The sequence below is a fragment of the Mesorhizobium sp. B2-7-2 genome (assembly GCF_006440775.1).
In the GTDB taxonomy this organism is placed as follows: domain Bacteria; phylum Pseudomonadota; class Alphaproteobacteria; order Rhizobiales; family Rhizobiaceae; genus Mesorhizobium.
The window spans coordinates 98980-125707 of sequence record NZ_VFTZ01000012.1 but is presented as its reverse complement, the minus strand read 5'-3'; the positions used below and the strand labels follow the sequence as shown (position 1 = coordinate 125707).

Sequence of the window (26728 nt, the reverse complement as noted above, 5' to 3'; positions counted from 1 at the left end):
CGGGAAGCTGCCAAGTTCTACTGAAATAAGATGTTTGCAAGTGAGGAGGGGCGGGTCCCAGCCCTCTTATTTTTTCTGCTGTAGATTCTCACGTAGCAGATGCCGACGGCGACCGCGCGCATCAGAACGAATCTGGACAACGAGACCAAGCTGCGAGCTTCTTGTGGGTCCGCTCGCTTCCACCGATCAATGCTATATTTTCGGTCATGAACCCGTGCGTGTGATTTTCATGAATGAGGGCTCTGACGCATTATCGATCGAGCGTGCCGAGGAAATGAACCAGCAATTCAGCCAGCCTCCAGCGGTCGACACCTCCGCGATCAAGCGGGTAGGGTACATTGGCCCTGAGGGGACCTGGACACATCAAGCCTCGCTAGACCTCTTTGGCGACCAAGTTGAACTCGTTCCGTTCAACGACGGATTGTTCGAAGCATATGAGAATGGCTGCGTCGACGTTGCATGCGTTCCAGCTACGACCTCTCTGGTCGGAACCACTCTCTACCTCGACCAAGTCCTGCGCTTGAGGTCTCCCAGGGTCATCGCCGAGTACCCGAAGGTCTTGAGCTATAGCCTGATGGCCAGCAAGGATGCGAGTTTCTCGATGAGTCACTAAGGTGCTTGGCCACGCCGTAGCCTTGCAGGAGGTGGCCGGGTCGCTCGACGAGAACATGCCCAATGTCGAGCGAGAGAGCCGTAAGGGAGCGACATCTTTAGTCGCTAAGCCTCGCCCTCGACAGCGGCATTTGGTCCTGCGCTTGGTGCCAAGCTGTACAATCTGCAGATATTGCGAACAGGAATTGAAGAAGGGCTGCATAACGTTAAGCGGTGGTGGGTGCTCGGGGGCAGGACCCCTGCGCCGACAGGATTTGACCGGACGACACTTCACCTCCGCGTTTCAGAGCAATCTCAGTTGTGTCCTGAACATGTTCTCGAAGGATAATTTAGCCGTTCTCAATGTCTATGAGCGTCCGACATGCGAGCGGCTGGACACCCATAAATATGTCATCGATGTCGCTGGCCATGTTTTGACGCACCCGGCGCTGGCTGCGTTGGCGGATATTGATGGCTTTAGAATTCTCGGGTCCTCCCACGTTGCTATTAGCTAAGGCTAGGGTAGTTTCTGCCCATAACTCCAAAACTGTTGATCCTCATCACTGATGAGAAGACACGACCGTGCCGCGCGTCCACGAGATCATCGCGCCGACGATCTTGTCGTTTTCGCTCAGTTTTCTTGCCTGCGAAAGTAGTATTCATAAGCACAAGACGTCGACCGGCCGGGCATCTCGCAAAACAAGTCACCATCGATGACTGTGTCGCGTTATCGGCGACACGCTCGTCCATTCGGGACCGTCAAACACTTCAATCCGCGCAGGGGGCGCCGTGACCGGGGCCTGCGGCGGTTTTAGGAGCTTGCCGTTCGGCACGAGCTTATCGCTTTGGCACCTCACGCTGATTGGCTGTGCTGTGGAACAACCCGGTCGAGAAAAGCATCGAATGCGGCAGCAACAGCGCGAACTACGAAACGATGCTCCTGCCGCACCCGGATGAAACCGTTTTCAATGTCCACTATCCCATCCTCAGCCAGCTTCGCCAAGCGTTCAGCAGCCGAATCGAGAAGGCGAGTTGGATCGAATCCAAAGGCCGCACAAATTGCCGGCACATCGGCCCGCAAATCGCACATCAGCCGCTCTATGATCACGGCTCGCACGCGGTCGTCGTCTGTGAGCCGGTAGCCTTTTGACGTCGCCAAACGGCCAGCTGCTATGTGCCGGCTGTAGGACTCACGTGTTACCTCGTTCTGGACGTAACCCTCGCCGACCCGCCCGATAGCCGACGCGCCGAAACCGATCAGGGTTTTGCAGGTGTCGGCCGAGTAACCCAGCGAGTTACGCCGTAGCCGACCACTGGTCTGCGCCAGCGTAAGTTCGTCGTCCGGCAAGGCGAAATGGTCGAGGCCGATCTCTTGGTAGCCGGCGGCGACCAGCGTCTCGGCCACGGCCGCAGCCTGTTCGGCGCGGGCGACGCTGTCCGGCAGCGCAGTCGTCTCGATCAGGCGCTGATTCTTTATCACCGATGGAATGTGCGCGTAGCCGAACACCGCAAGCCGGTTGGGGCGCATGGCGACAGTTGCCGCCGCAGTCTGGACGCAGGACTCTACTGTCTGATTCGGAAGACCGAAAATGAGATCGACGTTGATGCCGCTTACCCCATGCCGGCGCAGCTCTTCGACGGCAGCGGCCGTCTGCGCCTCGCTCTGGACGCGGTTTATCGCTTTTTGAACAATCGGATCAAAGCTCTGCACTCCGAGACTCGCGCGGCTCACATTGGCTGCTCCCATTGCTTCGGCAATCTCGGCCGTGAAGGTGCGCGGGTCAATTTCGACGGCGATTGTCGCGGACTCCCTGAACGCGAAGCGGCGGCGCAGGAGTTGGATCATGGCCAAGAACTCCGCTGCTCCGATCAGGGTCGGGGTTCCACCGCCGAAATGCACGTCGTTCACGACGAGCCCCTGCTGCACTTGCTGCCAGACCAAACGGATCTCGTCACGCAGAACGGCCAGATAATCGAGGATCGGACCCTGATTGCGGGCAATCGTGGTTGGGAAGCCGCAATACCAGCAAATCGATCGGCAGAACGGAATGTGGAGATAGAGAGACACCGGATCGTCAGCCGGCAGACCTCTTAGCCATTCCTGATAGCTTTCGGGCCTGACGGTGGCGGTGAACTCCGGCACAGTCGGATAGATGGTGTACCAAGGCAGGAGAGCCTCGCGATATTCTTTCAGGATAGAGGTCTGCAACAGTTTCCGTCCCAAGCTGAAAAGTTGGTCCTTTTACCGCCGCGGTCTCCTGTGTCCCTGCGCTATGTCAATTCCATTCCGCTTCGCGCGTGTAATCACGCCCTGCAAGGAAAAGGCGGGATTTGATCCCGCCTTTCTATGTTTCGCTCGCATCATGCCGATCGAGCTGCCAGCCCCTCAACGGGTCTGGATTGAGGAAGTCACGCTGGTACCTTCTTTCTAGACCGCTTCTCGGGCGCCGAGACTTCAGGCTCTTTCGGTTTGCGCCCAAGTCCCATTGTCTTGGCCAGGGCAGAGCGCGCAGCCGCATAGTTCGGCGCGACCATGGGATAGTCCGCCGGCAGACCCCATTTGGCGCGATATTCATCGGGTGTCAGCCCGTAATGGGTCGACAGATGGCGCTTTAGCGATTTGAATTTCTTGCCGTCCTCAAGGGAAATAATGTAGTCCGGCGTCACCGATTTTCTGATCGGGACGGCCGGCGTCAACGCCGTCGGCTCTTGTGCGGAGACGCGACCGGCCGCCGTGCGTTTCAAAGCTTCGTGCACTTGGCCGATCAGGGCAGGCAACTCCCCCACCGGGACGGGATTGTTGGAAACATAGGCTGAGACAACATCCGCGGTAAGGTCGATGAGGTTGTTGGCGTTTTCGAAGTCTTCTTCTGGCATGAAACTCTCCAGTGGATTGGTCTGCGGAGCGTGGCCTTCTAGTGATGATTTCCGACGAACGCAACAAATCTCGCGACAGGATTGTTCGGTGCTCGTCCAACATCGAGGTCTATAGCGCCAGTTACAAGCTGTCGCGACGCTGATCTCCTCGGAAATCGCCGTCCATAAGCGCCCGGTATCCGCCGTTCAGTCGCGATCTTGTCGGTTGAGTTGCGAGAGGACGACGCAGAAAAATTGTAAGCACCAAGAGCCGTGCACCTGGAAGACCTTGCGCGTACGAAACAGGTCGGCGTTGCGCCAGCGTGGGGCGACAGGCAACAGAACCGACCAAGCCCTCAGCGAACAAATAGCGATTGCGCGCCCGCCACTGTTGGTATCGGGGGCCGTCGGGGATAAATCGCAGTCACTATTTTCGCCGCTCGATCATCTTGGTCGACAGGCACCATTCCCTTGATCCACGGATCTAGCGCAGGGCGTTCGCAGGCCGCATGTGGAGAATGGTTTCCGTGCACATAGTCGGACTCTATCTATGAAAATTCTATTGCCTGGCGGTGGCTGTTGCGCTTGTGGCGGCCACAGCTTTGCTGAGCAGTCCCTTCCGCCAGACCTCAGGGAAACGGCACTGGCCATCTTCAAGCCCTTGCCATCCATACTGGCAGTCACCAACAACCCAAGCACACCGGAGAAGGTTGCCCTCGGCAAGGCGCTGTACTTCGATCCACGCCTCTCGTCCCCAGGCGTTTTCTCCTGCACTTCGTGCCACAACCTGGCCACCGGGGCGACGACAATCGTGAAACTTCGATTGGCCATGGTTGGCAGAAGGGGCAGCGCGACGCGCCGACGGTGTTTAACTCTGTCTTCAACAAATCACATTTTTGGGACGGTCGCGCCGAAGACCTGAAAGCTCAGGCCAAAGGGCCGATACAGGCCGGTGTCGAAATGGCCAACACACCGCATCGAGTGGTCGAGACGTTCAAATCGATGCCGCAATATGTGGAGTTGTTCCAATCTGCTTTCCCGGAGCAAGCCGATCCCATCACCCTCGAAAACGTGGCCATTGCACTCGCAGCCTACGAGGCGACACTGGTCGCGCCGGCCCCCTTCGACGCCTACCTCAATGGCGATGACACCCCCATTGATCCCGAAGCGAAACAGGGCTTGGCCCTTTTTATGGAAAAGGACTGCTCCTCCTGCCATTCCGGTGGGGAAGGCTATTATCCATTCGGCCTCGTAGAGTAGCCTGGCGCCGACATCCTGCCGGAGAACGACAAGGGACGATTTGCCGTCACCAATGTACCAGATGATCCTATGTTTTCCGCGTGCCATCGCTGCGCAACGTAGCAATCACCGCGGTATACTTTCATTCGGACAAGGTCTGGGACCTGAGCGAGGCGGTCGCCATCATGGGCACCACCCAGCTTGGCCAAGAGCTAGCGCAAATCGAAATCGATCGGATCGGTGCCTACCTTCATTCGGTGACCGGAAAGCGACCGGAGATCACAAATCCCGTCTTGCCAACTGAAACGCCCACAACACCTCGACCTCGATCCTAGGCATTGCGAAACAGGTGATCGCGTCGGAGCCAGTGAGCGTTCCTTGACCCATCTGGCGAATTGCCACAGGCGCTGCCGTCCGATTGGGCCGTGATAGGTCGCGGCGCGATTGAGCGTCGCACGTTGATGGCAGGAGCCATGGTTTTGCACCAGCCATGCTCCCGCTCTTGGAGATCTTCGGCAGGCCAGGGCGCTGTCCGTCAGCATTAGGCCGGCCAATCGCCTCACCAGTCCATCACCACCTTGCCCGAACTACCGCTGCGCATCGCATCGAAGCCGGCCTGAAAATCGTCGATTCCGATGCGGTGGGTGATCAGGCCGGAAACATCCAGCGGGCCCTGCACAAGCGCGATCATCTTGTACCAGGTCTCGAACATCTCGCGGCCGTAGATGCCCTTGAGATGCAGCATCTTGAAGATGACCTTGTTCCAGTCGATCTCGAAGCCGGTCGGCGCGATGCCCAGAATGGCGATCTTGCCACCATTGTTCATGGTGTCGATCATGTCGCGGAAGGCGGGGGCTGCGCCCGACATTTCGAGGCCGACATCAAAACCCTCGGTCATGCCGAGTGCCGGCATGACATCGCGCAGCTTTTCCTTCGAAGCATCCACGACATGCTGGACGCCGAGTTTTTTGGCAAGCGCCAGCCGCACCGGATTGATGTCGGTGATGACCACTTTTCGCGCGCCGACGCATTGGGCGACGAGCGCGCCCATGATGCCGATCGGCCCGGCGCCGGTGACCAGCACGTCCTCGCCGACCAGATCGAATGACAAAGCGGTGTGAACGGCATTGCCCAGCGGATCGAAGATCGCGGCGATCTCGTAGGGCACATCATCGGGGATCGGCACGACATTGTGCTGCGGGATCGCCAGATACTCGCCGAAGGCACCCGGCCGGTTGACGCCGACGCCGAGCGTATTGCGGCAGAGATGCCCTCGCCCGGCACGGCAGTTGCGACAATGACCGCAGACGGTGTGGCCTTCGCCCGACACGCGCTGGCCGAGCTTGTATTCGGTGACCGCCGCGCCGAAATCGGCGACGGTGCCGACGAATTCATGGCCGGTAACCATCGGCACCGGCACCGTCTTTTGCGCCCACTGGTCCCAATTGTAGATATGCACGTCTGTGCCGCAGATCGCCGTCTTTTTGATCTTGATCAGCACGTCGTTGGGGCCGATCTCCGGCACCGGCACCTCTTCCATCCAGATGCCCGGTTCGGCCTTGGCTTTCACCAGCGCCTTCATCATGTTCGACATCAGATGCTCCTTACACCTTGGTTTGATTCCACTCTCGCCTCTCCTCTGGTAGCCGCACAACGGAAAGGTGGGGTTCGGAGAGCACAGCTGAGATTTCTGGACCGATGGGTATGTCGAGGCTGCCATGGTGTCGAAGCAACACTCCACCGCGAGCGGCGCGTGAAGATCCAGTTCCAGCGAACCTCAGCGGAAACCGAGCAAGCGCCGCGCCAGATGCAGCGAAGTTTCAATTCAAACGATGAGGAATGAGAGTAGCTTGCGGCTCGGGCTATGTTGTCGATGTCCGCCACATGCGGCGCAATCACTCTACACGATGCTCTCGATGGTCGATCTCACCGCGATATCTCAATAGTGCGGACGCACAGGCGGCATCCGCAAACGTGCCCCTCGGTGAAGTGTCTGCTGACCGCTGGCTGTGTCAGAGCCAGAAGCTCATGGACGAAGCCGCCTTCTCCCACCTCGTGCTCTAGATCATCCGTCCTCTGACCAGAAGCGGCTTCCCAGATAGCCCCGCCGCTCAGTCGTCCAGCGGGCCTTCGGCTGGACGACAATGCCGAGCCCCCCTCGTGTCTACCGACCTGCGCGCGGCTTCTCGATGGCGTCCTTTCTGCCTCAAATTATCCGCGAAGCCCGCTGGTCACATATTTGCCGTCACAGGGACCCAGCGGCCTGCGCCTGGGCCTTCTCCCGCAGCGCCCCTGCTGCAGCGACCATGTTGATGAGGGCAGGGCGGATCTCCTCCCATTTCCTTGTTTTGAGACCACAGTCCGGATTGACCCACAGTTGGCTATCCGACAGTCGCTCGCGGGCAAGTTGGGCGAGATGCAAAATCTCGCCGACTTCTGGGACACGTGGTGAGTGAATGTCGTAGACGCCAGGACCGATTTCGTTCGGATATTAGGACTTCGTGAAGGCGTCTAGCAGTTCCATTTTGGAGCGCGACGTCTCGATCGAGATGACGTCCGCGTCCAGTTCAGCGATAGAATCGATGATCATTGAACTCCGAGTAGCACATATGCTGTGAATTTGGGTCGCGTCCTCCACGCCGGTAGAAGCGAGGCCGAAGCATTCGACAGCCCAGCCGAGATAATGTTTCCATAGGTACAGCCGATCTCCCCCCTTGAGGGTCCCTTGAGGGGGAGATGCCCGGCAGCACCTTGCCGATATGCCCCCTACAACAACCCCGCCTGCTCAGCCTCGCGGCACAGATTCTGCCGAGGCCTGGGGCCGATCTGCTGGATCACCAAGCCGGCCGCCAGTGAGCCAAGGTCGCCGCAGGTCTGCAGGTCGCGGCCTTGCGTGTAGCCATGCAGGAAGCCGGCGGCATAGAGATCGCCGGCGCCCGTCGTGTCGACCAGTTCCTTGATGGCGGTCGCCTTGATCACCACCGTCTCGTCGCCGCGCACGATCACGGAGCCTTTTTCCGAGCGGGTCACGGCGGCGATCTGGCAATCCTTGCGGATCTGCGCCAGCGCCTCGTCGAACGAGGATGTCTGGTAGAGCGATTTGATCTCGTGGCTGTTGGCAAAGACGATGTCGACCGTGCCCGAACGCATCAGCTCGAGGAATTCGTCGCGGTAGCGGTCGACGCAGAACGAATCCGACAGCGTCATCGACACTTCGCGGCCTGCCGCGTGCGCCAGCTTCGCCGTCTGGCGGATCGCTTCCTTGGCGCGCGGCGGGTCCCACAGATAGCCTTCGAAATAGGTGACCTTGGCGCCAGAAGCCTTATCGGCCTCGACATCCTCCGGCCCAAGCTCGACGCAGGCGCCGAGATAGGTGTTCATCGAACGCTCGCCGTCAGGGGTGACGAAGATCATCGACCGCGCCGTCGGCGGCTCGCCCTTGAGCGGCGTGGTGTCGAAGGCGACGCCCTGTGCATGGATGTCGTGCGCGTAGATTTCGCCCAGCGCATCGTTGGAGACCTTGCCGAAGAAGGCGGCGCGGCCGCCAAAGCTGGCGACGCCGGCCGCCGTGTTGCCGGCGCTGCCGCCGGAGGCTTCGATCGCCGGGCCCATGCGGCTGTAGAGCAGTTCGGCGCGGTGGGTGTCGATGAGGTTCATCGCGCCCTTGATGATGCCGTTGGTCTCCAGGAATTCCTCGTCGCACTGGGCAATGATGTCGACAATGGCATTGCCGATGCAAAGCACGTCATAATCCGGCATCAAAATCTCCGCCAAAAACCCGAGCCGGCTTCTTGCCACGCCGGCCCGGGGTGTTTCTTTCGAGTGTGGAATGGGTCGTCCTTTGCCGAAAGGATCCAATACCGACGCATCAAGCAGCTGCGGGTCCTGCCTCACGCGACAGGTCGTCAGCTCTGTCCGTCTTTTCCCAGGTGAACTCCGGCTCTTCGCGGCCGAAGTGTCCGTATGTCGCGGTCTTGCGGTAAATCGGCCGTAAGAGATCCAGCGCCTTGATGATGCCTTTCGGCCGGAGATCGAAAAGCTCAAGGACGGCGCGTTCGATCCGTTTTTCATCAATCTTTGCGATTCCGAATGTATTGATGAGGACTGAGACCGGTGCGGCCACACCGATCGCGTAAGCAAGCTGAACCTCGCACACCTCCGCAAGTCCGCTGGCAACGACGTTTTTTGCGACGTACCGCGCGGCATAGGCGGCCGACCGATCAACCTTGGACGGGTCCTTGCCCGAAAAGGCACCGCCGCCGTGACGCCCCATGCCGCCGTAGGAATCGACGATGATCTTGCGGCCGGTAAGCCCGCAATCGCCTCGCGGCCCGCCGACCACGAACCGGCCGGTTGGATTGACCAGGAACCTTATTCCCGTCGTATCCAGGTCATGGGGCAAGACCGGCCTTATGATCTCCTCAATGACGCCTTCGCGGACGGTGGCCTGTGAGACCTCATCATCATGCTGCGTCGACAGGACTATGGTATCGAGCGCTACCGGTCGCAAACCTTCATAGCGGACGGACACCTGAGATTTAACGTCCGGGCGGAGCCAGCCAAGGCGTCCAGTTTGGCGCACCTCTGCCTGTTTTTTCGTCAAATCGTGAGCAAGTTGGATTGGCAAAGGCATTAATGTTTCGGTCTCGTTGCATGCGTACCCGAACATGAGGCCCTGATCTCCCGCTCCCTGCTCGAGATCCTGCCCTCGTCCCTCGTCGACCCCCTGGCTGATGTCAGGCGACTGCTCGGTCAGGGCCAAGATCACCGCGCAACGACGGCCCGTCAAAGCCGATCGCATCGTCGTCATATCCAATGTCCAAAATGATATCGCGGGCAACTTGGCTGTAGTCGATCTGCGCGTGGCTGGTGATCTCGCCAGCCAGAACGACCATCCCTGACTTCACCAACGCTTCACAAGCAACGCGAGCCTGAGGATCCTTGCGAAGAATCGCATCGAGGACGCCATCTGAGATATTGTCGGCCATCTTGTCGGGATGTCCCGCGCCGACGGATTCGGAGGAGAACACGAATTGTCTGGTCATGGAATATCCTCGCTTCAAACGTTGGAATTAAATGTGACAGCTGATCCGGCCATCTTATCTGTCGGAGATGCCAGGTACGTCGAACGCAGCGCAGAAGTCGGCCGTCACTGCTGGCGTGCCTAACCGAATGCCGCTGGTGAGCGCGGGATGCCGCCGGTCGCCCGGCACCATGTTGAAATTCGTGATGATACCTGCTTGCGACAAGCGCTCGGCATAGGCTTTCCCGGACAGCGGCCGGTCCCGTAGATCAAGGATCAGCATGTGATTGTCAGTGCCCCCCGTGACGAGTTCATAACCTCGCTCCAGAAGCGCCTGGGCCAGAGCCTTGGCGTTGTTGACGATCTGCTGACCGTACACTCGGAACGACGGATTCCCTGCTTCGTGCAGAGCGACAGCTAGCGCTGCAATCGTATTCATGTGCGGTCCGCCCTGCAGGAGAGGGAACACGGCACGGTCTATGCGTTTGGCCAGATTGTGTTTGCTCTTGGAATGATAGAGTGCCTGATAGCGGTCTTCATTCCTTGACAGTATGAAGCCACCGCGGGGACCGCGTATCGATTTGTGAGAGGTGCTGGTGACCACATCGCAATGGCCTACAGGATTGGGGTGCACTCCTGCGACAACGAGGCCGCTGATGTGGGCGATGTCGGCCACCAGGTAGGAGTTCACCTCCGAAGCAATTTTGGCCATTGCCTCGTAGTCAAAGATACGCGGATAGGTGCGGTACTTTTCCGAATGTCATGATTTTGAGCGCCTTCTTGAAATCCGCCCCAGGCGTCATTGGCGTCGAGCCGATCGCTCTCAGTCCAACTGGCCCGGAAAATTCACTTTTCGCCCAGCTTCGAGATTGCGCACGATATTTTCGACTGCGATCTGGTAGAACTCACCGACATGGAAGGCCATGGCACCATCAAGGTTTCGTTGGTGATATGAAATGATGCCGATCACGCAATTCACCAGAGCGACTACAGCGGACTCGTCCAAGGGGTAGTCGGCGTAGATGGCATTCGGATCACTGAAATAGCGCTTATCGAGATGCGCGAAGAACTTGTCCCGCCGGCCCATGATCATCGCAATCGTCGTCCTGTGGGCTTCCAGCTCATTGAGCTGTTCCTTGATCAGGCTTGGAGATGGTGTCCCCGATTTCCAGGCGATGTGCATCTGGTTGTCGAGGCAAAACTCGAGGAACCTGAATAAGCTGCGGTCGCTGCGCCTTGGACTTTCAAGCAGCTTGGCAGTGGCAAGATGGAGATCGACTTCGATCGAGCGCATGATCTGGTAAAGTAGTGGTTCTATTCGCCAGAGCCTGTCCCCGTGCTCTTCGCATTGTTTCAATAGGGACGAATACGTTGCCAGCTTGATCACCAGACCCGGTGGGTTGTTCCCATGGACAAGCGCGGCATAGCGCCCGAGGCGCTCTTCATAGTTGGCCTGAATCTGTGCCTTCATCGATCGTCGTTCCTTCCGGAAAGAACCGGCAATCGCACGCACAAACCTGTTTCGGCGCAACCGCAATGAAAATTTGCCCGCCACCACCCATGCCGAGCGGCGGCAATTATTGCTGACGTTGAAGTGTGAGCCCGCTGTAGTGTCGCCATATTCTGCGCCATCAAGTATCTGGCTAACTAACATGTGGTCACATGCCACAAATTTTTGCCATAAGCATGATTGATTCCATTCAGAACTTGAAATTCAATGTCATGGTTTGGGAGAGATAATCCCGTTCAGCATTGCCATGAGGAGGGAAGAATGCGGAAAATGGGGGCATCCGATAACGGCAAGTTGAAAGTGCACGCCATTGCGGGGACACGCGTCGTGTTGCTGGCGCTGGATCTGTCCAAGGCGGATGCGCGGGGGTTGAGAGGCTTCGCGTTTCGACGCCGCGTCAATGGTGGTGAATGGTCGTGGCTGACAGGACTGAAGATATTCGAGAAGCTGTTCCCGCAGGGCGTCAAGGCTGCGGAGGATGGCAAGATACCGCGGTTCTTCACGAACGAGCATCCGATTCAAAGCTTTATGTGGAGCGACTATCAGGCCAATCCGCAGACCAGATATGAATTTGAAGTCTCGGCCATGTTCGGCGAGCCGGGTGCGCTTGAAGCCCGCCATACCGCAAGTATCGACATTACCACCGAGGCAGAAGACGACGGCAGACATGGTATCTGGTTCAATCGTGGTGCCATCGCCAGCCAGGCCTTCGCCGAAAAGTTCGGCAACAAGGCGCTCGGCGACGACGAGTATAACGATCCGGAAAACAAGGAGGTCGCGTGGTTGTCGCGCGGCCTGCTTGAAGCGTGTATCGCCCATATTCGGGAGACACCCGCGGGCGATGGGCTGCGCGTGGCGGCCTATGAGTTCACATATTTGCGCTTCGCGAAGGAGTTGAAGGCTGCTATCGACCGTGGCGTCGACGTACGCATAGTGTTCCACGACACAAAGGTCAACAACGCGAACGCAGAACTGGCTGGGCTAGCGGAGAAGGTTGGCAACCGCACGATACTGTTTCGGCGCACGAAAACCAAAATCCCCCACAACAAGTTCATCGTGCGTCTTGCTGGCGGGACCGACCCTGTCTCGGTCTGGACAGGCTCGACCAACTTCACGCCCTCCGGCTTTCTGGGGCAGACGAACGTCGGACATAAGGTGACCGATGCCGGGGTTGCAAAAACCTATTTTAAATTCTGGACCGGTCTCACCAGCGATCCCGATGACGACCACGCAACGGTTGCAGCTGTCGGTCTGACCCCCAACCCAGCCAATCTTGTCGGTCCTGGCGTCACGCTTGTGTTTTCACCGCGCACCAGCACGCGAATGCTCGATTGGTACGGCGCGCGTATCGCGGACGCAAAAACGTCCTCCATGTTTACGGGTGCCTTTTCCGTCGATCCCAAGATTCTGGCGCCCATGGCCGCGAAAGGGCCGTCGATGCGGTTCATTTTGCTCGAGCGGCCTCCGACCGAGGCAATCGAAAAGGCACAGCAGGAGAATCCAGCCGATCTGCAATTCTCGTACGGCGCCATCCTTGGCAAAGAGAAGATGGAAGTTGAAGAGCGGACTGGGCGTAGCGCCACGGGAAAAAAAGTCACCAAGATCGTGCCGATACCTCATTTCAAGATCGAAAGTTGGTTTCTCGATGAGGAACTGGAACGCCAGAGCGGCGATGGATTCGTCTTTTTCATCCACACCAAATTCCTGCTGATCGATCCTCTATCTCAGGATCCGCTGATCTGCACAGGATCGGCGAATTTTTCCGGAGGCTCCCTTACCGCAAATGACGAGAACATGCTGTTGATCCGCGGCGACACCCGGGTCGCTGATATCTACCTGACAGAGTTTGACCGGATATTTCGCCACTTCTACTCTCGCGACATCATCAACAAGATCGAAAAGTTGGGTGGCGAAGCCAAGGTTGGGATACTTGATCCATCGGGCAAATGGCTCATCGCCTACTATGCCGACGACAATGCCAAGTGTCACAAGCGACAAATGTTCTTCGCCGATCCGGACGCAAGTTGGAGCCAGGCGGCACCGGACGATCACGACATATTCAAGGGCGAAAAGAAGCTGCCTGTGATTTGACCTGAAATGGGCCCAAGCGTTCACCAGGCGAGCGCCACCTGCACGTCTGCGCACCTTCTGAAGCGATTGGTCCCGCGGGCCGCAAAATTTTCGTTGCGGCCTATCAAGACCGTTCGCGTAGCGCTAACGGCGCGGTGATGTTCGCTTGGTCGTTGCCTTTTGCGTCGCCTTGGCCCCCGGCTTCCGCCCAAGCCCGCTGGACTTTGCCAATGCAGAGCGTTGGGCCGCGTAATTCGGCGCGACCATCGGGTACTCTCGCGCCAGCCCCCACTTTTCACGGTATTGCTCAGGCGTCAGCCCGTAATGAACACTGAGGTGGCGCTTCAGCGACTTGAACTTTTTCCCATCCTCCAAGCAAATGATGAAGTCAGGCGTCACCGATCTCTTTGGATTGACCGCAGGCTGCGCGATCGGCTCTTGGGCTGCCGTTGGATGACCGATGCCCGACAGTGTCGAATGAACTAGACTGATGAGATCTGGGAGACCGGTCACTGGCAGGGCATTTTTGGCAACGTATGCCGAGACGATATCCGCGGTCAGTCCGACCAGATCGGCTTGCTCAGCTTCTTTTTCCTCGCTCAAAATATATTCTCCTGATGATACGCAATTGCCCAAGGGTGAATATGTAGTGCAAGTTTGAGCGCGCGCCAATCGCGGCAGCCAGAACCTCCTAAAGGTGCGGTCTATCCCCTAAGGCCGACCTAGTCGGCCTCTGCCGTACTTGTGCGCGCAGGCTGTGTGATGGTTGGTGAAAGCAGCGCGGTCATTTGCAGAAGCCAATGGGAGCGATGCGCACATGTAGAATTGCTCGGTCGAACCAAAGATGGGTCGGCGAGTCGGCATTGGCGGCGTTTCATTTGGCGCCCCTCGCCGGGGGCTGTCGGTCCCGCATCCCGCCTTGCGTCGGCGCTATGCTGATGCTCCTTCGGCCGCCCTGTTAAACCGTCTCAGGGTCACGAACTTTCTCCAGCACCGCACTGCCTTTGGTCGCTATCGCGGTCATTTCGGTGCTTCCGTCTTGTACGCCATTGTCCCTCGACGAAAGCGCGGTTCCGTTGATGACCCCGCGCTGACGTCGGCGCTTTGGCAGGCGCTTGGGATTGCTTGCCCAGAGATGACAACCGCTTTGGCGCCAAGATGGCATCCATGAGTTTGGCATAAGCAGCGTGTCTGGCCTCTTTCTGGACAAACCCTTCGCATCTTGCCCGATATCGCTTTTGCTGCGTTTGGGGTGATAAACGTGAACCAGCTTGTCGCCGCGCCGGCACACTCCAAAATGCGGCTGGCAGTGTCCCCGGCGTGAACCTTGCTGATTAAATGACAGCCTGCCGACGCTTGGGTGGCCAAGCAAATGCGAAACCGCCATCCTTGATCGGCCACGCTAGGCCGAAACCGTTGTCGAACGCCAGCGCTCGATCATCAGCGTTCGTCACTTCAGTCTCTACAACTATCAACTGTTTGCCGTTCCACCGCTGGTGCTGCCGATAGTCAAGAAGTTGCCCAATGGCTGTTCGAATCGCGAACCTAAGGGTCGACGGTTCGGTTGGTTTGATCTCAACCATGACCTCATCTCGCTTGTCAGCTACGTACCTTAAGTCGTCGCAGAAGGTGGCCGGGAAGGTCACGCCAGGAAACCGATCCTTAAGATAGGCTTCGAACCGTCTTTGCAATCTGTTGTGGCGGGGATGGACCACGGCTTCATATTTTTCCACATAACGCGAATACGCATTGGATGCAGCTTCCCCAGCTCGTCGTTTTCTGCGGGTTGCCGACGACGGGCGCCTAGTTTCACGCTCGCCCTCAAGAAGTTTTCTGACAGACCGGACAAAATCGCGCGCATTGCGGTTTTTCGTATCTTCCGCGTACCACCAACTGACCTGGCCGCTCCAACCGGGACCTCGCTCAAGCTTCATGCGTCGTTCCGATGAAGGCAACAGCCTGACGTCCTTGATCCTGGCCTTGACACGGAAGCTGGTGATTTCATCCTCCACGTGCCGCACCGATGGGAATTGGCCGTTGAATTTTTGTCGATGACGGTAGATGCGCGCGTTTCGGTACCAACCGACCACACAGCGCGGATCGCTCCCCTGTGTCGGAGCCGTCCAGACTATATCGACGCCATCGAGGAAGTCGTCCTCGGGACCGGCCCCAAGGCGCTGGATGTTGACCTGCCGATCCTCTTCGCCCTTGATGGTTTCGAAGTGGCCGTAGACATACCCATCTTCACAGGCAACGAAGTTCAACTCCTCACCGCAAAAGCCTTCCAGAACTGGAAACCCGCCGCCGCCTTTCGGAGGATCGTTCGGATCCCTGCCGGCATAGTGGTTCATCCATGCAATGTTGCAGAAGAGCAATGGCATTCGTTGTTCCTTATGACTGATGCATTATCGCTTTGACTGGGAGAAACCGGGGCGAGCCAGATCCCTATGGGATGAAGCTCCTTCGGCTGGCGCGCGGCCAAAATCGTCGCCGTTGCTACTCGCAATATTGGTCTTCTTCAAATTGGTAGTCGCCAAGTTGGCGGCGCGCGGCAAGAACCGCATCGAGACGCCAGAAGACCGATCCATCCGCGATGCGCGCGTCGGTAAGCAGACTGCGCGGTCTTGTAATTGACAGGGCCCGCAAAAGGACCGCTCTTGCTTGTGCGTCCGGTGCGAAGTCCTGGAGCGAGCGCACAAGGTCGAATCCGCTTGGGTCGCCCGTCGGTCGCAGTTTGTGCGCCAGCGCGCGATAAAGGACATCAAGGCCTGCGTAAGAGAAGTGGTTGGAGGCGTACCTTACGAGGAGGTTGATCGTTGCTGGCGAACTCCCATGATCGCTCCTCAAAGCCGCCGACAGCGCCTGCGCGACTGACACATCCGTCACCTCAACGATTTGGACCCCGGTAAGCGGATCGGCGCTGCGTGGCGGTGCTATCTGAATGTCGTACTCAACGCCTTTTTCCAACCCTGAAACCCATCGATCTGGCATGGGCGTCCAACATGCTAGGTCTACCATCTCGGACGCGTATGCCGCGACATCACGGTCTTGCTTGATGCCGTTGTCCAGTCGAAGGACCAATTGAGCTAACGCCTCGGCACTGAGGAAGCGACCTTGAGCCGCTAGCACGCGCGCAGCAAGGCTGGCATCAATCGGCAAGCAGGACGAATTTTTACCAGACGTGCCAAGTACACAACCCCACAACGGTGTGCTCCACTCCTCGCTTAGCGGAAGCACGCGCGCGAAACGTGGCAACCAGGTCGGGTCCACCCAGAACATGTCGTGGTTGATAACGAGCAAGCCGTATCGCCGAATGATCAGATCGAGATCACGTCCGTTAAGTTCGCCGCGGCGGGCGAGCAGCAATATTGGTGGAAGTGACCAGGAGCTGGTGGCGGAGCCCTCTGCGGCTTGTCTTTCGGAGTCCTTTGCCATCAACCACATCATCATTCCGGCTCCGTTGCCCATGCCCGACGCTTGCGGGCCAGCAGCGAAGTATTCGACGATTTTTGTCGAAAGCTCGCACCAACTCGCCGCGCACCTGGCCAAGCGTGGAAAGACCGCGGCGTTCGGCGCCAAGGTGAGTTTGGGACTTCCCGCCACATCCTCGACGAACCGTAGAAAGGCGAGCCAGTCCGATGGTCTGACAACGTCGCGTTCTGCCCGAACGGAGGTCAACAGGATAGCGGCCTCCAACGAGCGTCGCCGCGCGTCCTCGTCCCGGAGCTCACCAAAAGCCAGGGCAAGCCCGGCGAGGTAAGTCCGCACAGCCTGATCGGAAAGCTCCGATAGGCCATAGTCGGCGACCGTTCGCACGTCGTCGACGTTGTAGAGATCATCGATTTCTGGACCGTTCAAAAGGAAATATGTCGCGGGGCAAGACCGCGCTCGATCAAGCAGCGCAGCTTCGAGCGCAAACTGGTAATCCCACAATCGGTCGCGCTTGACGTCCTTGGAATCACAGACGTCAATCACACCGCTGCGCGAAGAGACAAAATGCAGCCGTCGACCGGCGTCCTTAGACAATTCGGACGATAGCCGGAATTCCCAGTTTTCCTGGTCGCCTATCGGGTGACTGACAAGCCCACCTACACCGCCGCGCATCAGGGCTGTCCGCGCCTTGATGCGTTGCTCGTCCCAACGCGGCGAAGCAGGTTCGAGATCGTCGGCGGCAATCGCCAACTGCACTCCCGATCCCATCGCGCTCGGAAGCAATGAGGACATCCATGGCGGGCCGGGGCGTACCTCGATCCAGCCGTTCGGCTGCACGGCGATGTGATATTGCAGGAAGTACAGGAGCATGCAGATGGCGACTACAAGCGCTGCACTCCAACCGAAAACGCGCCGTACCCTTCCAGCCAAGGCTCGTCTGGGTTCGGGGGCTAAGGGCGGCCCAATGGTCTTGTCGGACCATTCGAGCGCAAGATGGCCGGAGCCACAAAGCTCCGGCGACTGCCTGCGACCGCCGGCGAAGAGGTAGGCAAGTTGCTCGGTACGCTCCCTCGCGAAAACAAAGAGCCGCGCCAGGTCGCTCGACGCCGATCCCCCGGGCGACGGCTGCGTAGCGGTCCCGGGCATTGCGGCCAGTGCAAAGAGCCGCTTGTCTACGAGCGCTTCGTGCAGGGCAATCGTGAACAGGCCTCGGCCGAGAGCAGGGTGCTCGTAAGCCAATTGCTGCGAAGTGGCGCCGGAGAGGACCAGGATGTTGTCGTCGCCAAGTCGACCCGATAGCGCTGCCCGAAAGTCCTTCGCAACGCCGCCGGCATGGCAAAAGTCAAAAACCGCCGAGACCTTCGCCGGTCTGGCAAGCATGACAAGATCGGCAAGCCCGGCGCCGGTGAGGTCTATTTGGTCAGGATTAGCCTCATAGGTGCAGAACCAGGTCTGGTCCGTGCTCTGGTCACCATGACCCGAAAGGACCAGGATGAGTTCGCAGCCTCCGACTTCTTCACTCGCGCCAATCTCTCGAAACATCGCTTCAAGCGACTTGCGGGTAAGGTTCTCGTCGTAAAGCCCTGTGGGGGCATCGCTGGAAGCCAGAACGGCGATCGCATTGGCCAGCGCGGAGGCTCCCTCCACAGAATAGCGAAGCCGAGACCGTGAACTCATGTAGATAGGGCTGGAAAAGCGATCGGCAGCTATACTACAAACGCTTCCGGAAGGATGCACATCGCTGGAGGATTGATCATGAGCGGCGGAGTAGCTTTGACCACTGCGCTCGGCGTTTTCCTGGTTGGTATTTTCGGAGGGTTCGTCGCTGAGCTTGTTCATTGGTATGGCCTAAGGACAAATCCGCGATTTCCAGAATACCTGAAAAGTGCACTCTACTGGATTATCACAGCGCTGATGATATTTGTATCCGGCGCTTTCACTTGGTTGAATTTTGGCAGTCAGGCGCAAGCATTGACTGCATTCCAGATCGGGCTCTTGACCCCGCTAATCCTGCAAAAGGTCATTGCGGGGGCCGCTGGCGCGGAAACGGCTCGCTCACCCCGAGCCAATGTGACCGATTTCTTCCGCGGCTAACAATCTTCGACGATCCACGAAGCATTAGCCGTCCGGGGCTCTGCATCGCGAAATTAGCGCGACTCGATTTTACTTGCCAAGTCGCCAGTTCGGGCAGACTATGCGGGTGTGGGTCTTCACGAGGAGGGATCGTAAGTCATGACGAAGATTACTCTCATCGAATCTGCTGACCGCGAGCCTACAATCAAGGTCAAGCCGGGCGTAACCATAGAGCAGGTTGAAGTCAGCGTTTCCGACGAAAAGGGCAATTCAAAGCCGCTTGCGACACTTTGCGGCTATGACGCAACCTACTGCGTGGCCCTGATCGAGCAGAGCTGACGGTTGGCAGCGTGCCATGTACTCCACATCACGCTACAATTTCTCGATCCCTACAAAGACCGGCAGTATCATTCTTTACAATGCGCGAACGGGAGCGTCGCGTCATTTTGCGGGGAGCGATGCTGCCGATCTCGGCTTCGCTCTTTGCAGGCACCCCGCAAAAATCGATCTCACCAATCTAGGGGAAGCGCTGTCGCAATCCTTGCTGAGCGGTGGATTTGTTGTTGAGCCGGGGTTCGACGAAATAAAGCAAATTCGGGAGCTCTTCCTGCAGACCAAGGCAGAGTCCCCAATCATTGTGACCATCACTACGACCAACAATTGCAATCTAGGGTGCTTCTACTGTTTTCAGAAGCGGGACGAATCCACGCTTGAGTTTGGCAATGTCGATAAGATCGTCGAGCGCGTTGAAAACATTCTGACTGCTTCCGGCAAGCCAGCCCTACACATTGATTGGTATGGCGGCGAGCCGATGTTGAATCGGGCCTTTCTGGAAAAGGCATCGTCACGGCTCCAGGCACTCTGCAATCAGTTGGGACGGCGGTACTCAGCGTCGATCTTGACCAACGGCACACTGTGGCCTGGCGATCCCTTGGCTTTCGCCCGCATCCACATGATTGAGCGCGTTCAGGTCACCTTCGACGGATTTGGCAAATCCCATAACAAGGTACGGCGCTACCGTCGCGGATTTTCCGGCGAGGATCAGTTTCAGGGCGCTATCAGACTGATTGAAGCTCTCAAACGGGATGTGACCGTTGATATCCGTTTCAACCTGGGTACGAAGAACAGTGCGGATCTCGTTTTGCTCGCCGAATTCGGGATGACAAACGGCTGGTTCGAGAAGGGGTCAAAGGCAACGCTGCAGATCGCTAAACTGACGCCTTACTCAACCGAGGTCGATTTCATCCGCAAGACTGAGCTGGCTTATGCGGAATTCGAGGCCGCCAGGGATGTCGTGCGCGCCATCGTCCCAGAAATCTATCTCGACAAGACAGCCGCATTGGATCGCTACCCCCACCCAAGAAGATCCGTGTGTGCTGCGATTGCCGAGGATTCGATCGTCATCGGCGCTGATGGATCCCTGTACAATTGCGGCCTCCAGGTTACCGAACCGCACCGCGCTGTCGGACAACTCGATCGAGAATCCACCGCACAACAAGCCACGCAGGAACAATGGTGGGACGGGTTCGATCCGACACGCAACGAAAAGTGCAGCACATGCTCCTTTCTGCCGCTGTGCTGGGGGGCTTGCCCAAAGCTTCACCTGGAGCGCGATACGGCATCGCTCGATCAACAGAGCGAATTCTGGCGGACCATGCTGCCGAGGCGATTGACATCCTCGCTCGGACTGCAGCTACCAACCGATTTTGCCTTAACCGCAACGGACCAATTCAAATCCGCGCCGCCCGATCGTCGCTAGGCTTGTGAGAAGTCAAGGCGGGGGTCGTGTCAACACTGATCGGATCGCGGGTCTTGCGAACTCCGCGCGACGGCGAATTTGCTCTACTGAAGCAGGGCTCTCAGGCTTTCTGGAGCGCCCTCGAGCGCGAAGGGGTTGAGGATCTGCCTTCGCCAAAACAACTGACGATCAATGACGCTAAGATTGGCTTCCTCGCAGACGCGATCCCACTGATCGCGGATCGTTGTGATCTGTGCCGCCGCGATCGCGGTGGCGTCCTCTTTAGACAACTGGAACACCGCATGTGCCTGAAGGCAGACCGCAACCTGGCTTGATCGGTTGTTGCCGAGGATCAACATCGCTTGGCCCGCCTCGTTGCCGGCGCGCGCCTGCGGGCAGATGTCGTAGGCAGGGGTCAGCTCCAGCTCGGAGCCATTCCAAAATGCGGCATGATTGCGGGCATGGTCGTCCGTGTTGCCGCAAAGGATATTGAAGACTACCCGCGAATACAGCTCCTTCAGCGTTTTCTTTGGATCGCTAAAGCGATGGCGGATGATCGGCGCCAGATCTTCATAGCTGGCATAGCGCGCCATCATCTCATCGAGGCCGAGCATCGTCAGTGCAGAAACCATGCTGCGGCGGCGCCATTGATCGCCTGACTTTTGCCGGTCGAAACGGGTGATGAGCAGGACATCCTTCCCTACGGTCTGTGTCAGGCGCACCGGTGCCGCATTGATCCCGACCATGCCGGCAAGCCGCATGGCGATGAACTCAGCCTTTACCACGCTGTAGACGTCGCCTTGAGAGGAGAATTTCGCGATGAATTTTGCATCCGCGTCGGCGATCAGTGCTTTCGGCCGGGCTCCGCCGATGGAGCTTCCATGAAACAAGGCCTGGTCCAGCTCGGACGTCAGCGGCACACCCTCTTCGACGCGGGCGGCAGCGCTCAAAAGCTCCTCCAGCGATGCGCTTCGCGATTGGCGTGGAACGTATCTGCTGGGCGACGCCTGGAAATCGAGCGCGCCTATGCGGTCAGATCCAGACTCCAACAGGTAAGTGAGCTCGTCCAGCGCCGCGGGATCGATCGCGTTGCCCTTTTTGCCCAGGATAAGGTTGATGATGACGCGCCGGCCCCAGGCATCAGGCGCTGCGTCGCGAATGCTGTTGGGCATCGAAAGACCAGGCGACAGCGGCAATCCGCCTGCCTTCAGCGGCAATTCGGGGTCGTAGATCGCGATCGCGTCTTCGCGGGCCAGGTAGGAACGGCCATAATTGAATAGCAGCTTGTCGCCGTCACGCGTCAACAGTCCGGCAACAACCGGCTCCGTCGCTTGTGGCAGCCAAATCCAGACAAAAGCCTCGCGGGGTGCGTTTTCAGAAGTCATCTTTCACCGGACCGGTTGACGTGCGTACGGCCTGGGGAAGAAGCGTCAGCGTTGCGGTGTTCGCCGCTATGTGCTGGGCAAACGTTGCCAGGTCGCTATCGAACAGCCTTACTCCCACGACGGCCGCGGCCTCGAAGACAGCGCCGATAGCGCAGCCGAGGTCGCCCCGTTCAATACGGTGGACGAGACCACGCGATAGACCGGCACGCTCACCGAGCTCCTCGACAGTTATGCGACGCTCGATGCGTGCGCGCCGGATGAGTTGCCCTAGGAGCAGCGCGGCGTCGCGGCTATAACGCGAATAAGACCTCGATGCGGGCTTAGCCATGATCATGTTCCATTAATGGTACTTTTTACCGCTTTGCGCTCCATTTATAGCGCAAAAATCCCTCTGACAAGCCATTGCTCGTCACGGAGTCTCATAAATAGGACGAAAAATAACTTTGCGACCTATTTATGGTACAATTAAGCTGCGGAAACGGCCTTTTTGCGGCCCAACATTAGGGCCTGCTAACGCGAAAGCGTCGACAACGGCAGCCTGCTATGCGTCACTGACGTCAGGGCGACTCATGGTGATTTTGAAGCTGAAATTTCTCCGCAGGAAACTTTAGATGACAAGCGGTTTTCCCCAGCCCTCTGCAAAAGATGCGGCCGCGGCCTATTTCAAGCGCCGGCTGACGATCAGCGATACTTCCAAACTCGACCCCGGGGTTGATGAGCCGGGGCTTCTCGCTCTTGCCGGTAACAAGATCGTTCTTGGCGAGCCTGGCATGGGCAAGAGCGAGCTCATGCGCGAGCTCGGACGGCAGTTAATCGTTGAACCGGTGACCGCGATCCGGTTCATCAACAGCAAGAACCCGGCCAAGCTGGTGGCGATGGGCAAGCCGATTTTGATTGATGGCCTCGACGAGGCCATGTCCAAGCGCGAGGGCGACGCCGTCGATGCAATCCTCGCCCAGCTCGAAGAGGCCGGTTCGCCGCCGTTCATCCTCTCGTGCCGCTCGCGCGAATGGCAGGCGCGCAGCATAACGGACCTGCGCCAACTCTACGGTGCCGATCCCATTGTGCTGACGCTCGAACCCTTCAACCGTTCAGAAGCGCGCGCCTATCTCGTTGCGCGGTATTCAACCGTGGATCCCAACCATGTGCTCGACCATCTCGCCTTACACGGATTGGAAGAGCTTTATCGAAATCCCTTGACGCTTGGCCTGACTGGACGGGTCGCCGAGACCGACGTGCAATTGCCGGGGACGCGGGCTGCCTTGTTCGAGCGCGTCTGTACATTGGTCTGGCCTGAGCACGATCCGGATCGCCAGAATATGGGATTGGCCCAACTCACTCAGGATGAAGCGCTTGATGCTGCAGGGGCAATTGCTGCTGGCCTTTTGTTTTCGGGCGCTGAAGCTGCGAGCGCTGCGGGCGCATCGCAGGTTCAGCAAGGTGATCTGCGACTGTCAGATTTGGAAAAGCTGCCGAGCGCCAAGGCCGCGCGGGCGATTTTTTCCTGCAAGCTATTTCACAGCGTTGGTCCTTCGCGGGCCAAACTTATTCACCGCGTCATCGCAGAGTATCTCGGCGCACGTTGGCTCTCGCGACAGGCCACCACTCCGCGGACGCAGCGCCGCGTTCTGGCACAATTGCAGGGCAGCGGCGGCGTTTCCGCAAGTCTGCGCGGCATTCATGCCTGGCTTGGCTACCATAGCCCGCCAATGGCCGAGCGGATCATCGCCGAAGACCCCTACGGTGTGCTTCGCTATGGGGAGACCGCTGCGCTGACCCCGCATCTGGCCGATTGTCTTTTCGAGGCGCTGCGCAGGCTCGCTCACGACGATCCGTATTTCCGGTCGGCCGATTGGGACATCAAGACGGCGGCGGGCCTGATGATCGCGGCCCTCAAGCCCAAGATCAAAGATATCATCGCGGCGGCAACGAGCAGTGTGCATCTGCGTTCGCTCTTGATAGAAGGATTGAAGGGCACATCCCTGGCCGCCGAGCTGGCCGACACGCTCGAAGTAATCGTCCTGTCGAGAGAGCGCTTTTACGCCGAGCGCGCCGACGCGGCGGACGCCCTCATGCCATATCGCGACCGCGCCTGGTGGCAGGCGACGGTGGCAGCTTTGGCTGATCAGGGCGGCGACACCTCGCGCCTTGCGCGCAAGCTGATCCAAGCCATTGAGGGCGATGTGCCAGACGCGGTGCTGGTCGCAACATTGTTCGGCGAATTAGGCTTAACAAGTTGTCCGCTGCCACGCCGCAGGGATCGGCGCGTCCACACAATCCGCCCATATCGGCGCCTGTTCGACACGATAGCTACGGCACGACTGGCCGGAATACTGGATTTGATCGCCGAATATGCGGAACTCTTGACCAACGACGATTGGCGGCAGGCCGGCGAAGTAGCAGACATCGTGGCTCAGCTGATCGTCCAGGCAATTGATAAAGGCATTACCGGACCGGCCCAAGCTCCTGCGCTGTGGCGCTGGCTCAAGATCATTGAACGGTCCCATCGCTCCCATCGTGAAGAATACCAGAGCCTGGCCGACCGATTGTCGACGCACGATGCGTTGCGACGCGCGGTCCAGGAGCACGTTCTTGCGACTGACCGCCGCAAGGATAGCCTGTGGGCGACCGAGCACCATTTACAACACCGTTTGGTCGGGCTCACAACACGACCAGGCGACATTGTCTGCGCGCTCGCTCGCTTGGCCGAAGGCGACACAAAAGACGCTGGCCTGCGTGAAGATTGGAAGGACTTGTTGCAGATTGCCAGGGGCCCAAGCGGGCTCGATCCCAATGTGCGGCTGGCCGCGGAAGCGTTCCGGCGCGGCGACAAGCAACTGGCTAGGTTCCTGCGCAAGCTCGAAAATCCCAAGAAGCCCGCCTGGAAGGTCCGTCACGACAAGAAGGAAGCCATTTGGGTGCGCGAGCAGAAGGCGGCCTTCGAAGTGGTACGCCACCAGTTGGAAAAGGTGCGCGACGATCTGCGCTCCGGCGGACTCACGGCAATCTTCGAGCCCGCCGAAGCCTATCTTGGCATGTCATCCCGCGATTTGCCGAATGACCTGCCGCCGGCCGAGCGTCTGGTCAGCCTCCTTGGACCGGCGCTGGGTGACGACGCACTGACCGGATTCGAGGCCGTTCTTCATCGCCCCGATCTGCCCACCGCCGCTGAAATCGCTGAGGGTTTCGCACATGGGACGTTCTATAACTACAGCGGCCCGATCATGGCCGGACTTTATGAGCGTCTGCGCACCGGGAAGAGCTTGGCCGACCTTCCGGGTTCTCTCAAACTGGCGGCCCTGCTGCTCAGCTACGACGATCACGGCTGGAGCGTTGAGAATGAACAGGAGCGGCTGCAAGCCGCGCTGGAGGCCGAGGTCATCCCCACTGCCGAATCCCGCATCGCATTCGCGCGGCTCTGGATGGAACCGGCGTTGGCAGCCGGCAGCGATCATGTCAGCGGGCTCTACAAGCTCGCCCACGATCCTGCCTGGCAGGCGACCGGAGCTGCGCTGGCCGCTGAATGGCTGACGGCGTTTCCCAACGTTCCCGAGCAGGTCGAAGTAGGGCTGGTCGACTGCCTGACCCAGGCTGGCGCGGTCGATGCACTGCGCGATATCGCAGAGGCGCGCGCCGCGATGGTGTTTCGCAATTTCGATCATATGCTGTCGTGGCTTGCAATTGATGTGCTGGTGCGTTTTGAGTTGGTGAGGCCGGATCTCAACACGATCGGTGCAGGTCATCCTAGGTTCATCTGGTTCCTGCGCAACCGAATCCAATTCGAGCGGGGCGGCGGTATGATGCCGCTGTCGGTCGCACAGGCGGAATGGATCATTACCGAGTTTCGTGGGCATTGGCCCTACGCAGTGCTCAACGGCGTCGGCTCGGGCGACACAAACGACTATGACGCAACTGACTTTCTGCGCTCCCTGCTTGGTCTGATCGCTGGCGACACCAGCGTCGAAGCAAGCCAAGCCATGGCGCGCCTCGTTGCCGGATCCAATGACGGCTATGCCGAGCTGATCCGGCACATGGCAGCAGAACAGCGGCAGAAGCGGGCGGAAGAGGATTTTTCAGGGCTGGCGCCGAGCGATTTGACAGCGCTCCTCGACGACGGACCGCCCGGCAATATCGAAGACTTGAAGGCGATAGTGCTGGAAGAGATGGACATCGCGCGGCGCAAGCTCGCCGGTGATGATCTCGATACGGTTGTAGAATTCTGGACGGATGCTGGCGTTCCGCGCGACGAGAACCGCTGCCGCGACCGGCTGGCGGCGATGATCGGACCGGAATTGGCCCGCTACGATATCCAGCGGATTACGGAGGCGGACATGCCTCAGACCAAGCGGGCGGATCTCGCCTTCGCGCGCGGCACGATGCAATTGCCCATCGAGGTCAAAGGTCAGTGGCACCCGAATGTCTGGGATGCGGCGACCGACCAGCTCGATGTTCAATATCTCGTCGACTGGCGCTCCGAACAACGCGGCATCTACTGCGTCCTGTGGTTCGGCAATATGCCCTCGGCGAGCGGTAGGCGATTGAAGGCCAGGCCCAACGGGCTTCCCGCGCCCGCGAGCGCCCAAGAGATGAAAGAAATGTTGAAGGCCGCGATTCCCGAGGCGCGCCAGCCACTGATCGAGGTGGTTGTCCTCGATCTAATCAGCGGAAGACGCTGAAACGGCGCTTCGAGCCATGTGAGAATATAGTGGAGTCAGGTTCGGTCGCTTCTATTCGCGGAAAGACACAGCATTAATACACAGCGCCACTGAGACTTAAATTGCTGGTCAGAGTGCCGAAGATATAGTAGAGGA

General features: G+C 58.6%; 15 protein-coding genes and 4 pseudogenes. 6 read left to right on the top strand and 13 right to left on the bottom strand.

Features of this window, described 5'->3' with window-relative positions; genetic code table 11:
• Positions 1–163 precede the first annotated feature (163 nt).
• The gene (locus tag FJ425_RS17970) at positions 164–613 is read left to right on the top strand and encodes a prephenate dehydratase domain-containing protein (RefSeq protein WP_140698304.1); all 450 of its coding nucleotides are present in this window, start codon (positions 164–166) and stop codon (positions 611–613) included.
• Positions 614–1444: 831 nt separating this feature from the next.
• On the opposite strand, the gene hemN is transcribed toward FJ425_RS17970, so the two are convergent.
• Both hemN and FJ425_RS17960 read right to left on the bottom strand, forming a co-directional pair.
• Positions 1445–2800, bottom strand: coding sequence for an oxygen-independent coproporphyrinogen III oxidase (gene hemN, locus FJ425_RS17965; protein WP_064994188.1), 1356 nt, complete (start codon positions 2798–2800; stop codon positions 1445–1447).
• A 200-nt stretch (positions 2801–3000) separates the two neighbouring features.
• On the bottom strand, positions 3001–3468 hold the full coding sequence (locus FJ425_RS17960; RefSeq protein ID WP_064994187.1) for a MucR family transcriptional regulator: 468 nt from the start codon (positions 3466–3468) through the stop codon (positions 3001–3003).
• Positions 3469–4019: 551 nt separating this feature from the next.
• Between FJ425_RS17960 and FJ425_RS17955 the strand changes: the two are divergent.
• A pseudogene (locus FJ425_RS17955) lies at positions 4020–5021 on the top strand (cytochrome-c peroxidase).
• Between the two features lie 224 nt (positions 5022–5245).
• Here the strand turns inward: FJ425_RS17955 and tdh are convergent.
• The 6 genes and pseudogenes from tdh to FJ425_RS17925 form a co-directional block, all read right to left on the bottom strand.
• The gene (tdh, locus tag FJ425_RS17950) at positions 5246–6280 is read right to left on the bottom strand and encodes an L-threonine 3-dehydrogenase (protein WP_086081359.1); all 1035 of its coding nucleotides are present in this window, start codon (positions 6278–6280) and stop codon (positions 5246–5248) included.
• 651 nt (positions 6281–6931) lie between these two features.
• Positions 6932–7378, bottom strand: a pseudogene (locus tag FJ425_RS17945) (5-methyltetrahydropteroyltriglutamate--homocysteine S-methyltransferase); the annotation flags it as partial.
• Between the two features lie 74 nt (positions 7379–7452).
• On the bottom strand, positions 7453–8445 hold the full coding sequence (locus FJ425_RS17940) for an adenosine kinase (protein ID WP_086081358.1): 993 nt from the start codon (positions 8443–8445) through the stop codon (positions 7453–7455).
• 109 nt (positions 8446–8554) lie between these two features.
• Positions 8555–9731, bottom strand: a pseudogene (gene metK / locus FJ425_RS17935) (methionine adenosyltransferase).
• A gap of 54 nt (positions 9732–9785) precedes the next feature.
• A pseudogene (gene glyA / locus FJ425_RS17930) lies at positions 9786–10448 on the bottom strand (serine hydroxymethyltransferase); the annotation flags it as partial.
• An 84-nt stretch (positions 10449–10532) separates the two neighbouring features.
• On the bottom strand, positions 10533–11363 hold the full coding sequence (locus FJ425_RS17925; protein WP_198327536.1) for a hypothetical protein: 831 nt from the start codon (positions 11361–11363) through the stop codon (positions 10533–10535).
• A 126-nt stretch (positions 11364–11489) separates the two neighbouring features.
• Here FJ425_RS17925 and FJ425_RS17920 point away from each other — a divergent pair, with 126 nt between their 5' ends.
• A complete protein-coding gene (locus FJ425_RS17920) occupies positions 11490–13310 on the top strand; it encodes a phospholipase D-like domain-containing protein (RefSeq protein ID WP_064993351.1) in 1821 nt (606 codons plus the stop codon).
• A gap of 123 nt (positions 13311–13433) precedes the next feature.
• Here FJ425_RS17920 and FJ425_RS17915 read toward each other — a convergent pair whose 3' ends face one another.
• From FJ425_RS17915 to FJ425_RS17905, 3 genes are all read right to left on the bottom strand, one after another.
• Positions 13434–13892, bottom strand: coding sequence for a MucR family transcriptional regulator (locus FJ425_RS17915; RefSeq protein ID WP_064993350.1), 459 nt, complete (start codon positions 13890–13892; stop codon positions 13434–13436).
• A 731-nt stretch (positions 13893–14623) separates the two neighbouring features.
• Positions 14624–15670 carry a hypothetical protein gene (locus FJ425_RS17910; protein ID WP_064993349.1) on the bottom strand — a complete coding sequence of 349 codons (1047 nt, stop codon included), beginning with the start codon at positions 15668–15670 and terminating at the stop codon, positions 14624–14626.
• A gap of 115 nt (positions 15671–15785) precedes the next feature.
• Positions 15786–18560, bottom strand: a complete 2775-nt coding sequence (locus FJ425_RS17905; RefSeq protein WP_140698301.1) for a caspase family protein — start codon at positions 18558–18560, stop codon at positions 15786–15788.
• Positions 18561–18953: 393 nt separating this feature from the next.
• Here FJ425_RS17905 and FJ425_RS17900 point away from each other — a divergent pair, with 393 nt between their 5' ends.
• Together FJ425_RS17900 and FJ425_RS17895 are read left to right on the top strand one after the other, a co-directional pair.
• Positions 18954–19133, top strand: coding sequence for a hypothetical protein (locus FJ425_RS17900; protein ID WP_064993346.1), 180 nt, complete (start codon positions 18954–18956; stop codon positions 19131–19133).
• A 16-nt stretch (positions 19134–19149) separates the two neighbouring features.
• Positions 19150–20553, top strand: a complete 1404-nt coding sequence (locus FJ425_RS17895; RefSeq protein ID WP_064993345.1) for a radical SAM protein — start codon at positions 19150–19152, stop codon at positions 20551–20553.
• A gap of 83 nt (positions 20554–20636) precedes the next feature.
• Here FJ425_RS17895 and FJ425_RS17890 read toward each other — a convergent pair whose 3' ends face one another.
• Positions 20637–21917 carry a HipA domain-containing protein gene (locus FJ425_RS17890; protein ID WP_064993344.1) on the bottom strand — a complete coding sequence of 427 codons (1281 nt, stop codon included), beginning with the start codon at positions 21915–21917 and terminating at the stop codon, positions 20637–20639.
• Complete coding sequence (locus tag FJ425_RS17885) at positions 21907–22245, bottom strand: helix-turn-helix transcriptional regulator (protein ID WP_064993359.1); 339 nt, start codon at positions 22243–22245, stop codon at positions 21907–21909. Before FJ425_RS17885 ends, FJ425_RS17890 begins: the two co-directional genes overlap by 11 nt.
• A gap of 283 nt (positions 22246–22528) precedes the next feature.
• Here FJ425_RS17885 and FJ425_RS17880 point away from each other — a divergent pair, with 283 nt between their 5' ends.
• On the top strand, positions 22529–26593 hold the full coding sequence (locus FJ425_RS17880) for a hypothetical protein (RefSeq protein WP_064993343.1): 4065 nt from the start codon (positions 22529–22531) through the stop codon (positions 26591–26593).
• The last annotated feature ends 135 nt before the right edge of the window (positions 26594–26728 follow it).

What these genes read in the sequence shown, in the direction of transcription:
- FJ425_RS17905 (WP_140698301.1), bottom strand. Translation starts at nt 18,560, where the DNA reads ATGAACAAGCTCAGCGACGAACCCTCCGAAAATACCAACCAGGAAAAC.
- FJ425_RS17900 (WP_064993346.1), top strand. Translation starts at nt 18,954, where the DNA reads ATGACGAAGATTACTCTCATCGAATCTGCTGACCGCGAGCCTACAATC.
- FJ425_RS17920 (WP_064993351.1), top strand. Translation starts at nt 11,490, where the DNA reads ATGGGGGCATCCGATAACGGCAAGTTGAAAGTGCACGCCATTGCGGGG.
- FJ425_RS17960 (WP_064994187.1), bottom strand. Translation starts at nt 3,468, where the DNA reads ATGCCAGAAGAAGACTTCGAAAACGCCAACAACCTCATCGACCTTACC.
- FJ425_RS17885 (WP_064993359.1), bottom strand. Translation starts at nt 22,245, where the DNA reads ATGGCTAAGCCCGCATCGAGGTCTTATTCGCGTTATAGCCGCGACGCC.
- FJ425_RS17940 (WP_086081358.1), bottom strand. Translation starts at nt 8,445, where the DNA reads ATGCCGGATTATGACGTGCTTTGCATCGGCAATGCCATTGTCGACATC.
- FJ425_RS17890 (WP_064993344.1), bottom strand. Translation starts at nt 21,917, where the DNA reads ATGACTTCTGAAAACGCACCCCGCGAGGCTTTTGTCTGGATTTGGCTG.
- tdh (WP_086081359.1), bottom strand. Translation starts at nt 6,280, where the DNA reads ATGTCGAACATGATGAAGGCGCTGGTGAAAGCCAAGGCCGAACCGGGC.
- FJ425_RS17895 (WP_064993345.1), top strand. Translation starts at nt 19,150, where the DNA reads ATGTACTCCACATCACGCTACAATTTCTCGATCCCTACAAAGACCGGC.
- FJ425_RS17910 (WP_064993349.1), bottom strand. Translation starts at nt 15,670, where the DNA reads ATGCCATTGCTCTTCTGCAACATTGCATGGATGAACCACTATGCCGGC.
- FJ425_RS17925 (WP_198327536.1), bottom strand. Translation starts at nt 11,363, where the DNA reads ATGTTAGTTAGCCAGATACTTGATGGCGCAGAATATGGCGACACTACA.
- FJ425_RS17880 (WP_064993343.1), top strand. Translation starts at nt 22,529, where the DNA reads ATGACAAGCGGTTTTCCCCAGCCCTCTGCAAAAGATGCGGCCGCGGCC.